This is a genomic window from Pseudothioclava nitratireducens (assembly GCF_029210495.1).
Taxonomy (GTDB): Bacteria; Pseudomonadota; Alphaproteobacteria; order Rhodobacterales; family Rhodobacteraceae; genus Pseudothioclava; species Pseudothioclava nitratireducens.
In genome coordinates this window covers 63,541-73,890 of record NZ_JARGDK010000011.1, presented here as the reverse complement: position 1 = coordinate 73,890, position 10,350 = coordinate 63,541, and the positions used below count along the sequence as shown (strand labels likewise).

14 protein-coding genes are annotated in these 10,350 nt (G+C 58.2%); 6 read left to right on the top strand and 8 right to left on the bottom strand.

Features of this window, described 5'->3' with window-relative positions:
* The first annotated feature begins 24 nt into the window (after positions 1 to 24).
* The 6 genes from P0X85_RS12660 to P0X85_RS12635 all read left to right on the top strand — a co-directional run bounded on the left by P0X85_RS12660 (position 25) and on the right by P0X85_RS12635 (position 4,020).
* Positions 25 to 702: an XRE family transcriptional regulator gene (locus P0X85_RS12660; RefSeq protein ID WP_275813879.1), complete on the top strand. Its 678-nt coding sequence runs from the start codon at positions 25 to 27 to the stop codon at positions 700 to 702.
* Between the two features lies 1 nt (position 703).
* Positions 704 to 1,435 (top strand): hypothetical protein, encoded by a 732-nt coding sequence (locus P0X85_RS12655; RefSeq protein ID WP_275813876.1) that lies wholly within the window; start codon positions 704 to 706, stop codon positions 1,433 to 1,435.
* A gap of 126 nt (positions 1,436 to 1,561) precedes the next feature.
* Positions 1,562 to 1,810, top strand: coding sequence for a hypothetical protein (locus P0X85_RS12650; protein ID WP_275813873.1), 249 nt, complete (start codon positions 1,562 to 1,564; stop codon positions 1,808 to 1,810).
* On the top strand, positions 1,794 to 2,294 hold the full coding sequence (locus P0X85_RS12645; RefSeq protein WP_275813870.1) for a DUF2924 domain-containing protein: 501 nt from the start codon (positions 1,794 to 1,796) through the stop codon (positions 2,292 to 2,294). The genes P0X85_RS12650 and P0X85_RS12645 overlap by 17 nt, the downstream gene beginning before the upstream one ends.
* Positions 2,294 to 3,622, top strand: a complete 1,329-nt coding sequence (locus tag P0X85_RS12640; protein ID WP_275813866.1) for a recombinase family protein — start codon at positions 2,294 to 2,296, stop codon at positions 3,620 to 3,622. The genes P0X85_RS12645 and P0X85_RS12640 overlap by 1 nt, the downstream gene beginning before the upstream one ends.
* Positions 3,619 to 4,020 (top strand): hypothetical protein, encoded by a 402-nt coding sequence (locus P0X85_RS12635; protein WP_275813863.1) that lies wholly within the window; start codon positions 3,619 to 3,621, stop codon positions 4,018 to 4,020. The genes P0X85_RS12640 and P0X85_RS12635 overlap by 4 nt, the downstream gene beginning before the upstream one ends.
* Before the next feature lie 85 nt (positions 4,021 to 4,105).
* On the opposite strand, the gene P0X85_RS12630 is transcribed toward P0X85_RS12635, so the two are convergent.
* The 8 genes from P0X85_RS12630 to P0X85_RS12595 all read right to left on the bottom strand — a co-directional run bounded on the left by P0X85_RS12630 (position 4,106) and on the right by P0X85_RS12595 (position 10,323).
* Positions 4,106 to 4,711 (bottom strand): Fic/DOC family protein, encoded by a 606-nt coding sequence (locus tag P0X85_RS12630; RefSeq protein ID WP_275813859.1) that lies wholly within the window; start codon positions 4,709 to 4,711, stop codon positions 4,106 to 4,108.
* 3 nt (positions 4,712 to 4,714) lie between these two features.
* Positions 4,715 to 4,933 (bottom strand): antitoxin VbhA family protein, encoded by a 219-nt coding sequence (locus tag P0X85_RS12625; RefSeq protein WP_275813856.1) that lies wholly within the window; start codon positions 4,931 to 4,933, stop codon positions 4,715 to 4,717.
* 437 nt (positions 4,934 to 5,370) lie between these two features.
* Entirely contained in the window at positions 5,371 to 6,114 is a 744-nt protein-coding gene (locus P0X85_RS12620) for a GNAT family N-acetyltransferase (protein WP_275813950.1), read from the bottom strand.
* A 5-nt stretch (positions 6,115 to 6,119) separates the two neighbouring features.
* A complete protein-coding gene (menC, locus tag P0X85_RS12615; protein ID WP_275813853.1) occupies positions 6,120 to 7,274 on the bottom strand; it encodes an o-succinylbenzoate synthase in 1,155 nt (384 codons plus the stop codon).
* A gap of 30 nt (positions 7,275 to 7,304) precedes the next feature.
* Positions 7,305 to 8,063: an ABC transporter ATP-binding protein gene (locus P0X85_RS12610; protein ID WP_275813850.1), complete on the bottom strand. Its 759-nt coding sequence runs from the start codon at positions 8,061 to 8,063 to the stop codon at positions 7,305 to 7,307.
* Positions 8,060 to 8,794: an ABC transporter permease gene (locus tag P0X85_RS12605; RefSeq protein ID WP_275813847.1), complete on the bottom strand. Its 735-nt coding sequence runs from the start codon at positions 8,792 to 8,794 to the stop codon at positions 8,060 to 8,062. The genes P0X85_RS12610 and P0X85_RS12605 overlap by 4 nt, the downstream gene beginning before the upstream one ends.
* The gene (locus tag P0X85_RS12600; RefSeq protein WP_275813844.1) at positions 8,794 to 9,504 is read right to left on the bottom strand and encodes an ABC transporter permease; all 711 of its coding nucleotides are present in this window, start codon (positions 9,502 to 9,504) and stop codon (positions 8,794 to 8,796) included. The genes P0X85_RS12605 and P0X85_RS12600 overlap by 1 nt, the downstream gene beginning before the upstream one ends.
* A 33-nt stretch (positions 9,505 to 9,537) precedes the next feature.
* Positions 9,538 to 10,323 carry an ABC transporter substrate-binding protein gene (locus tag P0X85_RS12595; protein ID WP_275813841.1) on the bottom strand — a complete coding sequence of 262 codons (786 nt, stop codon included), beginning with the start codon at positions 10,321 to 10,323 and terminating at the stop codon, positions 9,538 to 9,540.
* Positions 10,324 to 10,350: the final 27 nt, after the last annotated feature.

The window sequence follows — 10,350 nt, the reverse complement described above, 5'->3', positions numbered from 1 at the left end:
TATCCACAACCGGATGGGGATAAGATGACCTCGCATCATAGTTTGGCCGACCGACTGCAGGCGCGTGCGGACCAGCTTGGGCTCAGCCCCGCGCATGTTGCCGAGATGGCCGGGGTCAATCGCTCCTTCGTCTACGACATCCTGAGAGGCCGCTCCTCTCGGCCTGGGTTAGACCGATTGATGGAGGTCGCGCGTGTTCTCAAAGTCGAGGTGGATTGGCTCATCCACGGCATCGGTGAAGTTGAGGGGCCACCCCCTTTCTTGGAGAACCCTGACGAAACCTTTGTGCCGATCGCGCAAGCTCCCGTGCGCCCCTCAATGGGCGGAGGTTCAGTCGTCCTCGAAGACCATGAAGAGCCAGGTCGCGCCTATCACTTCCGGAAGTCCTGGATCAAACACGGCTTGAAAGCTGCGCCCTCCCAATTGCGCATCATGAAGGTCGAGGGCGACAGCATGGAACCCACGCTCTTCGATGGTGACACCGTACTTGTGGACATGGATCGTAAGGCCCCAAACCCACCGGGCATCTTCGTTCTGGATGATGGCATGGGCTTAGTGGCGAAACGCTTACAGCATGTCCCGAACAGCGATCCGCCCGCCGTCCGCGTGATCTCGGACAACAAGCTTTATCCGGAGTATGAGCGCACGGCAGATGAAATCGTCATCGTCGGGCGCATTCGTTGGTTTGCACGGGAGATTTGAGGTGATCGAGTTCCGTTCCCTTGCAGACGATGAGCCATCCCTTAGCTATTCGCCGTTGCTGAGAGGCTTCCTCAAGACCTTCGCCTATGTTGCCGAACACGGTGGCATCGGCCTTACGGCCTCCAAGGGCTTCAAGCGCAATTTCGTGCATTGGGCTGCAGCCGAATTTGACTGGCCGGGCCATACCGAGGCGGACCTCTTTGCCGTGAACAAAGTCCTGAACGAGCAGGATTTCATACCGCTCAGCGATATCCACTTTTTGCTGACGACCCTCAAGATGGGGCGGCACTACAAGGGCCAGTTCAAGCTGATAAAGGCAGGCATGGAAGTCAGCCAGCACCCGGGTCGGCTCTTCGGGATCATTACGCCGTTTTATCTTTTCGAGATCGACCACAGCGTCTGGACCCGGTTTCCGGACACCGAAATCATGTTGAATTGGAATGTGTTTTTGAACGTTATCAACGTAGAGGCCGAAAACGGTGCCCTCGGTGCTGACCTGCGCCGAACCTTCTACGGCGAACCCACAGCGGAGCACTTTCCTCATTATGATGTCGTGATGGCCAATCTTTACACGCAAGTCTTGCGGCCATTGATCTGGACTGGCCTCCTCCAGGAAACACGTCCGGCAAAATCCTTCCGGTCGCAAGAGAGCGTTTTTATGAAGACGCCCCTGTGGAACGCGGCACTCAAGCTTGAAACAGACCCCCAAGTGAAGCGCGCCACGCTGCACTGACGGTGTTCCTCCCCGGTCCCTAGCACATACTCTAGACACCGCAGACCTTCACCAACCGATTGTTTCGGCTTGATTATCAGGCGCTATCGGGGCCCAAGTGGCTTCACCAACCCGAAAGGCGCTCCCATGCTTGATGAATTCGAAACCCCGGTTTCGGGGCCCAATCCCCTATGCCCTGATCGCATGTCAGCCGATGCACGTCTTGCCGAGATCGGGCGCATCCTGGCCGCAGGCGTGGTTCGGCTGAACGCCACGAAGTCCAGCGGTTTATCTGCCAAGAACGGAGACAGTTTCGTGGACTTCTCGCCCCGAAAGAGCGGTGGTCGTCGTGCAAAACGCATCCGCATCGGAGGAATTCATGAAGCATCACAATAAGATAACCCCTGCGCAACCGGGTCATGATCCACGCCTGGATCAGACGGTGCTATCGCGCCTGGCCGCCCTGAAGGCACTGTCGGTCAAGGAGCTGAAAGCAGAATGGGAAAAGCTCCTCGGCACCTCGGCGCCGAACAACAGCCGCGCGTTTCTCGAGCTGCGGATCGCGTATCGGCTTCAGGAACTGACCTACGGCGGACCTGACCGCGAGACCCGCCGCATGCTGGATCTTCTGGCCGATGAAGTCGAAGGTCATGCCCGGCGCAAGCACCAGATTGCCGATCCTCGCAATCCCGTGGCGGGCACGAAGCTGCTGCGCGAATGGGATGGCATAGAGCACACCGTCATCGTGCTGAAAGACGGCTTCGATTGGCGGGGACGTAAATTCAAATCGCTCTCCGCCGTGGCTCGCGAAATCACCGGCACGCGCTGGAATGGGTATCGATTCTTTGGCCTGCGAGAGCAAAATCGGGGAGGCAAGTGATGGATATGGCTTCCAAACCGGCGCGCCGCCTGCGCTGCGCCATCTATACCCGCAAATCCAGCGAGGAAGGCCTCGAGCAGGAGTTCAACAGCCTGCACGCGCAGCGCGAGGCCTGTGAGGCCTATATTGCCAGCCAGCGCTCCGAGGGCTGGGCTCTGGTGCGCGATCAATATGATGATGGAGGGGTATCGGGCGGCACCCTTGATCGCCCCGGCCTGAAGCAGCTGCTGGCCGATATCGACGACGGGCTGATCGACGTGGTGGTGGTCTACAAGATCGACCGCCTGTCGCGCTCGCTGATGGATTTCTCCAAGCTGGTCGAGGTGTTCGACCGCAACGGCGTGACCTTCGTCTCGGTGACGCAGTCTTTCAACACGACCACATCCATGGGGCGGCTGACGTTGAATATCCTGCTCAGCTTCGCCCAGTTCGAGCGTGAGGTCACTGCCGAGCGCATCCGCGACAAGTTCAAGGCCTCGCGCCAGCGCGGGCTCTGGATGGGCGGCTATGTGCCCTTGGGCTACGATCTGAACGAGCGCAAGCTGGTGGTGAACATGGCTGAGGCGGCTTCGGTGCGTCGGATTTTTGAGCGCTTTGTCGAGGTGGGTTCCGCTACCGCTCTGGCGCGAGAACTCCGCGCGGAGGGGTTCCGCACCAAGCAGGGCGCCGCCGCCGACAAGGGTTATCTCTACCGCCTTTTGACCAACCGCATTTACCGCGGCTATGCCGTTCACAAGGGGCAAGCCTATCCCGGCGAGCATGAAGCCATCATCGATGAGCGTCTTTGGGATCAGGTCCATAGCATTCTGGGCGAAAGCCCCCGCAAGCGCGCGAATAACAGCCGCGCCCAGACCCCTGCCCTGCTCAAAGGGTTAATATTCACCGCCACCGGCGCCGCCATGACCCCCTCGAGCACAAAGAAAGGCACGCGGCGCTATCGCTATTACGTGTCCATGGATCTTCTGAAAAATCGTGGCGCATCTGACGATGTCATCCCCAATCGCTTGCCCGCCGATACCGTCGAAGCCGCCGTTGTCACCGAAATCCGCCGCAGCCTGCGCACGCCGGAAACCACCGCACAGGTTCTGGCAGCGCTCGCGCACGATGGGAGTGCGGACATTTCTGAGCCCGAGGTCATTGCGGCGATGCAGGGATTCCAGGATCTTTGGGCGCAGCTGTTCCCTGCTGAGCAGGCCCGCATCATCCAGCTCCTCGTGCGCCGCGTCACCGTGACCCGCGATGGGTTGGTGATTGATCTGCGCACCGAAGGCATCACGGGCGTCATGCGGGACTTGATGACCAAGCCTAACTTGGAGGCGGCAGAATGAACGCTGAGCCAGACTCGATCCAGATCTTCGTTCCCCTGAAACTGCGCAAGAAGAACGGGCGGCCGAAAATCATGCCGCCTGCGGATTATTTACCCAGCGAAGACAACACCCAAGACCCGCATATCCTGCGCGCCATAGGCCGCGCCTGGTCCTGGCGGCGGCGCATGGAGGCGGGGGAGTTCTCGACCATGCAGGATTTGGCTAACGCTGTCGGCGTCAAAGACCGCTACATCGGGCGTCAGATTAGGCTGGCCTATCTCGCCCCCGAGGTGCTGAGGCGGCTCGTCTTCAAGCGCGAGGTTCCAGCAGTGACCCTCGTTGCGCTTGCGGATTGTGTCGAGCTGCCGTGGTGTGAACAGGCAGAGGCGGTGTTTGGTGGTGGCGCGCGAGAAAATTGATACAGTCGCGCCATGTATGCGCTCGTCATTTCGGGAGCAGGCAGCTTTCGTTTGGAAAGGCTGTTTTACGGCCTCACTGTGTTCATCACCCCTTATAAAGGCCAATTTGACGCCGCAGAAGTGCTTCCAAAGGCCGCGCATCGCCAAGATATGCCGCAATGGAAGCATCGATCATCTCCGCAGACGTCACGTTCTCCCAACTCAGCGGGTGCCCCGCTCGTTCTGCCAGATACCGAACATATTCTCGCAGCGCCCGGCCATTTCCCTCTCGAAACGGGTGCAGAACATTGAGTTCCCCCATGTAGTGCGCCATGCGTTGAGAAAATTCGTCTGGCGAAAGGGCTTCAAGCCAGTTCTCTGCGGCGAGCTCCTGCGTCAATCGCTGCCCTTCGGCCACAATATGCTGACAGTTTGCGAACCGCGTTGCCCCCTTGGAGATATCGACATCCCGAATATCGCCCGCCCACGCATAGACATCGCGAAACAGCGCGCGATGAACCTGCAGAAAATAGCTGAAATCTGGTCCCGTTTCTGGTTCGGGCAGAGGATTTTGCGCCAACTCGAAGGCGGCAAGCAAAACAATTGCAGCCTCAGCCTCGTCGAGTCCTGCCTGATCTCGGATACCGAGCTTATTGATCAGAACATCGGTGCCCGGATAGAGGCGGTGCTCACCGCCATCATAACGCGACATGGATCAGTTGGTGCCGGCGGGTTTGGCGTAGCGATTTAGCAGGCGCTGGCGCAGGTCGGACGCGCTCATCTTACCCGCCGCAAGGGCGCTAAACTCAGCGGCGGCGCGGGTGTCAAGCTCAAGCCCCTCGATACGCTGACTGGCAAGCGCGCTGGCCAAAATCCGCTGCGGGGCCAAGCTGACAGACAGGCGCTTCTTTGTGACGACTTTGAGTGCGGGCATGACAGATATCCAGATGTCTTTGGCAGAGAATAGCAGACCGGGAAAGCAAAAGCATTAGCAAGTTACCTTACGCTCGGCTGCGTGGCCCCACTTCTACCACCGCATGCCGCATAGATTCCGGCGCCTGCACCCCTCGATTGCCAAACCCACTTTGATTCCAAGCCATTGAAATCATTCATGCCCGCTGAGGGTTCAAATCCCACGTGCTCGCTCACCTCCAACAGCCAACCTCGTCGCCGCACGCTCGTTACGTGGAATAAATCTGGTGGACCGCGCTAGGCCCGACACTCCAGCTCACCGTGCCGCTTGAAATCATTACGCCTGAGAATATCTGGGTTTAAAAACTTAAAAAGAGAGCGTTAATCGTTCCAATTGGTGAGCACCTCGTCCCTGCATAATGCAGGCTTCCCCTGATGGATACGCTTGGCAGGCATCGATCAAACGTCGATCGCGAGATCAAATGGTACATACGGCGCTAAAATGTATTCCGCCGTCTCTGTATCAAAATCAGTGATTCGCAACCCACGATCGAAAGCATTGCGAAGTGCGGTGCGAGCGCGCAGTCGTTCTGACACAGCACGCTCCATATCATCCCGAAGGAGCGCGGCAAAATCGCTGGGAATGGCGATACGCTCAGTCACGCCCGTTTCGGTGCGCTGGTACTCGTTTGCGGCACGAAGCGCTACAGATCTGGCGTTAAGATCCCATTCGGCCAGCAGTCGATCAGAAGGGACGCCAGCGTTGATCCCTTCCATTTCGCCGTAGTAATCTTCGAAATAGGTTTGCACAGTCGCCCCAAGCCGAGAAATGTTCAGCCCTGCATTGATCCGACGCAAGGGGTCATAAGTCCATCGCACCATTGATATGCCGCGTTTCAGGCACCAGTCGCGCTGATACCATTTCAGCTTTTGACCGAGCCCCATGCCCTGACTGTCTGGGTGCACGGCTAACCGGTGCGAATGCTGAATCTGGGGGTCACTCGTAGGAAATCCGAACAAGAACCCGAGCATTCGCCCACCCACAAATGCGCCTGCGACGAGCCCGCCTTCGTGCTGGATCGCCAGCATCAAGTCCGAGTTGTCCGGAGGGTCGTCCGCGCCCCAGACCTCGCGCTGGAAGGCCTCAGAGCGTTTCAATTCGTCCACACCGTCAAGCTCACGCAGAACCAGATGTTCAATCATCGCATTCACGGGCGGATCTCCTTGGTTAGCTCGGTAACGGTCTTAAGATAGACGCGATCAAGGGTTACCCCGATGCCGGGACCCGATGTCGGGACCGGCATTTTACCGCCGACTGCCTCTAGCTGTTCGTTGATAATGTCGCGCTTGAAATAACGGCTAGCGCTGGAGGTATCGCCTGGCTTGGTGAAATTTGCGAGCGTCGCAAGGTGGATGTTGTGCGCACGCCCGATGCCGCTTTCAAGCATGCCGCCGCACCAGACGGGAGCCCCGAAGGCCGCGCTGATATCATGGATTGCCCGCGCGGCGGCAAAGCCTCCGACACGGCCGACCTTGATATTGATGACGCGTGCGGCCCGTGCCTCAAGCGCCTTGCGGGCATCGACAGGCGAGCGAATGCTTTCATCCAGACAGATCGCGGTTTTCAGAGCTGCTTGCACCTGCGCGTGGTCATGGATGTCGTCAAAGGCAAGAGGCTGTTCAATGTAATCCAAGCCAAACTCATCCAGCGCCCGCAGCGTCGCAAGATCGGCCAGCCCGTAATCGGTATTCGCGTCCACCGTCAGCTTGATATCTGGGAATGCTTCGCGCACCGCCTGAACGAGCGCAACATCATGGCCCTGCGCGATTTTCAGCTTGGTTCGCTTATAGCCAAGGTCAACGGCCTCTTCGACGCGCTCAAGGGTCTTTTTAATTGGAGCTATTCCAAGGCTGACACCGACATCGACCGCATCGCCCACCCCGCCAAGTGCAGCCTTAAGTGGCAATTTCAGGCTTTTGGCCCAAAGGTCCCAGAATGCCATCTCGACCACGGCCTTTGCCATGCGATTGCCACGCCAGGGATCAAGGATCGGCGCGAGTTCATAGGGCGAGCTAAAGCGCTTCCCAACGATCTGTGGCAGCAATACATCCTGCAAGAACGCCATCGTGCCCGCAATTGTTTCCTCCAGATAGTCTGGGGTTGGGTCCATGACGCCTTCGGCAATCCCCTCGATCCCTTGGCCTTTCAAGATCAGCAAAGGAAAGGTCTTGGCCGTCATCGTTCCGGTCGAGATCACGAAGGGGGTGAGCAGCGGCAAATGAACGATATGCAGCTCTGCCGCCTCGATCAAAATGGCGCCACGGGCAGTGGGCGAGGACGAGGGAATGACGTGTTCTTGCATCTGATGCTCTATTCTAACAGGGCTGGTGGGTCAGCGCGTGTTCGCGATGAACCGTTCGAAAACTTCGTTTCTGGGGTGGGTGAATATCTCGTCGGGCGGACCTTGTTCCGCGATCCGTCCCTGATGCAGAAATATCACCTCGGACGAAACCTCACGTGCAAAGCCCATCTCATGGGTCACCACGATCATCGTGCGCCCTTCGGCGGCCAAGTCCTGCATCACCTTCAGCACCTCACCGACGAGCTCTGGGTCCAGCGCCGAGGTCGGCTCATCGAATAGGATCGCATCCGGCTCCATCGCCAGCGCGCGGGCAATCGCGACGCGTTGCTGCTGGCCGCCTGAAAGCTGCGTGGGGTACATGTGCATCCGATCAGCAAGCCCAACACGGGCAAGCAGTGCCTCGGCCTTGTCGCGCGCTTCGGAGCGGGACTCGCGTTTGACTTGGATCGGGCCCTCCATCACGTTTTCCAGAGCGGTCCGATGGGTCCACAGGTTGAATTGCTGGAACACCATGCCAAGGCGCGTGCGCAGCCCCTCGATCTGGCGGGGATTGCCAGGTTTGCCGTTTTTCACCTGTATCTGCTGACCATGCACGCTGACCTTGCCCGACGTCGGTATCTCTAGGAAATTCAGACAGCGTAGCAGGGTCGATTTGCCTGACCCAGAACTGCCAAGAATTGAAATCACATCATGATTGCGCGCCTCAAGTGAGATGCCTTTGAGGACTTCGAAACTGCCAAAGGATTTGTGGATATCCTCGGCCTGCAAAATGATTTCTGCCTGCGTCATGACTGAGTTGCCTTAAGTGATTTGTCTTTAGAGCGCTCCCAAGCGTTCGGGTTTAGGTGGCGCGAGAGGCGATGTTCAGCCTGCCGCCAGACGATGACGAAAATAGCCGTAATGCACAGGTAGATGAGCGCCGCCCAGAGATAGACCGAAAAGTCGAAGGTCTTAGAAAACACTTGCCGGGTGCGGCCCATAAGATCAAAGACTGTCACAACACTGGCAAGCGCGCTGGCCTTCATCAGCAAGATCACCTCATTGCCAAGGGCTGGCCATGCAATGCGATACGCGTGGGGAAAGATCACCCGCTGCATCGTTTTCGCACGCGTCATGCCAATCGCCTTGGCGGCTTCGATCTCGCCAGAGGGCACCCCCAGGATACCGCCGCGCAAAATCTCAGTCTGGTAGGCGGTCGAATTCAGCGCAAATGTCAGCAGCGCGCAGTTGAACGGGTCGCGGAAAAAGCCCCACAGCCCCCACTCCTGTAAGAGCGGGCGGAACTGGCCCGAGCCATAAAAGATCAGGAATAGCTGCGCGAGGATTGGCGTGCCACGCACGAACGACACATAAAGCCGCAGCGGAGCCTGCACCAACGGCCCAGCCTGCGTGCGGATCAAGGCCAGCCCCGGCGAAACCACCGCCGCAATCAGCGCGCCCATCAGCGTCAGCTTGATCGTCATCAGCGTGCCATCCAGCAGTCGCGGCCAATAGGTCGAGAGGATATCGATCGGATTCATCACGAGGCCCTCCGAACACCGCGGCTCGCGTGGCGCTCCATTCGCGCCAGAACGACCTCAGAAAATACGCACATCGCCCAGTACAGCAGGCAAGCCGCAAGGTAGAAGGTAAAGGGCTTCTTGGTCACCCCTACGGCGACCTTGGTCATGCGCATCAGATCGTCCAGCGCGATGACCGATACCAGTGCGGTGTCTTTCAGCATATTGATCCAAAGGTTGCCCAACCCCGGCAGCGCAAAACGCCAGACCTGCGGCAGTTTGATACGGCGGAAGATCTGCCCCTCAGTCATGCCCACCGCGCGACCGGCCTCGATCTGGCCCCGGTCGAGCGACTGAAACGCCCCGCGCAGAACCTCGGCGGCAAAAGCTCCAACCACCATGCCAAGCGCGATGACACCGGCGGCAAATGGGCTGAAGTCACTGGGCGGAGCCTCGGGGTTCAGCTTTTGCATGACGATGTTCAGCAAAAGCCCCACGCCGTTATAGACCACAAACAAGGTCAGAATTTCGGGTAGGCCGCGCATCACCGTGGTGTAGCCAACACCCATAAAACGAAGGGCGCGAAGTTTGGACATGGAGGCCGAAGCCACAACAAACCCCAAGGCCAGCCCCAAGGGCAGGGTCACGATGGCCAACTGCACAGTGACAGCCAGCCCTCGCAGGATTTCATCCCCCCAACCGGTATCGCCGAATGCGAAGAGTTCAAACATGGGTCAGTCTTTCGGTCAGGGGATCTTTTGACATCACTTCATCGTATAGATGTCTATGTCGAAATACTTGTCATTGATGGCTTTATACGTGCCGTCTGCTCGGATGTCCTTTAGCGCCACATTCAGCTTTTCGCGCAGATCATCATCTTCCTGACGCACCGCAATACCTACACCGTCTCCCACAAACTTGGGATCGGTGATCGGCTCACCCGCGAGTTCACAGCAAGCGCCATCCTCGGTCTTTTTCGTCCAATCCAGCATCGGAAGCATATCACCGACCTGCAGATCGACGCGACCGCTCGCCATGTCGAGGTTCAGCTCATCCTGCGTCGGATAAAGACGAATATCGGCATCGGGATATGTTGCTTCGGCGTAATCTGCCTGCGTCGTTCCCGACTGTGCACCGATCACCTTACCCGCAAGGGCCTCATTGGTGAACTCCGTGATACCCGAGCCCTTCGGCACAACATGGGTCATCGCGGCAAGATAGTAGGGATCGGTGAAATCGACCTGCTTCTTGCGCTCTTCGGTGATGAACATCGAGGCGATGATAAAGTCATATTTGTTCGCCAGTAGGCCTGGGATAATCCCGTCCCAATCCTGCGCGACAAGGTCACATTCCACGCCGATGCGCTTGCACAGCTCCAACCCGATCTCGACGTCGAAGCCTGCGATTTTACCATCCGATTCAATATAGTTGAACGGAGGGTAAGCACCCTCTGTGCCCAGCCGAAGCGTCTCGGCCGAGGCGGAGGTCGCCACCAGCCCGCCCGCAAGCGTCAGCGCAATCGCCGCAACATGCCTATTAAAGAGTTTCATTTCGTTTCCTCCTGTTGGATTTCAGTT

What these genes read in the sequence shown, in the direction of transcription:
- P0X85_RS12660 (WP_275813879.1), top strand. Translation starts at nt 25, where the DNA reads ATGACCTCGCATCATAGTTTGGCCGACCGACTGCAGGCGCGTGCGGAC.
- P0X85_RS12650 (WP_275813873.1), top strand. Translation starts at nt 1,562, where the DNA reads ATGCTTGATGAATTCGAAACCCCGGTTTCGGGGCCCAATCCCCTATGC.
- P0X85_RS12645 (WP_275813870.1), top strand. Translation starts at nt 1,794, where the DNA reads ATGAAGCATCACAATAAGATAACCCCTGCGCAACCGGGTCATGATCCA.
- P0X85_RS12640 (WP_275813866.1), top strand. Translation starts at nt 2,294, where the DNA reads ATGGATATGGCTTCCAAACCGGCGCGCCGCCTGCGCTGCGCCATCTAT.
- P0X85_RS12635 (WP_275813863.1), top strand. Translation starts at nt 3,619, where the DNA reads ATGAACGCTGAGCCAGACTCGATCCAGATCTTCGTTCCCCTGAAACTG.
- P0X85_RS12630 (WP_275813859.1), bottom strand. Translation starts at nt 4,711, where the DNA reads ATGTCGCGTTATGATGGCGGTGAGCACCGCCTCTATCCGGGCACCGAT.
- P0X85_RS12625 (WP_275813856.1), bottom strand. Translation starts at nt 4,933, where the DNA reads ATGCCCGCACTCAAAGTCGTCACAAAGAAGCGCCTGTCTGTCAGCTTG.
- P0X85_RS12620 (WP_275813950.1), bottom strand. Translation starts at nt 6,114, where the DNA reads ATGATTGAACATCTGGTTCTGCGTGAGCTTGACGGTGTGGACGAATTG.
- menC (WP_275813853.1), bottom strand. Translation starts at nt 7,274, where the DNA reads ATGCAAGAACACGTCATTCCCTCGTCCTCGCCCACTGCCCGTGGCGCC.
- P0X85_RS12610 (WP_275813850.1), bottom strand. Translation starts at nt 8,063, where the DNA reads ATGACGCAGGCAGAAATCATTTTGCAGGCCGAGGATATCCACAAATCC.
- P0X85_RS12605 (WP_275813847.1), bottom strand. Translation starts at nt 8,794, where the DNA reads ATGAATCCGATCGATATCCTCTCGACCTATTGGCCGCGACTGCTGGAT.
- P0X85_RS12600 (WP_275813844.1), bottom strand. Translation starts at nt 9,504, where the DNA reads ATGTTTGAACTCTTCGCATTCGGCGATACCGGTTGGGGGGATGAAATC.
- P0X85_RS12595 (WP_275813841.1), bottom strand. Translation starts at nt 10,323, where the DNA reads ATGAAACTCTTTAATAGGCATGTTGCGGCGATTGCGCTGACGCTTGCG.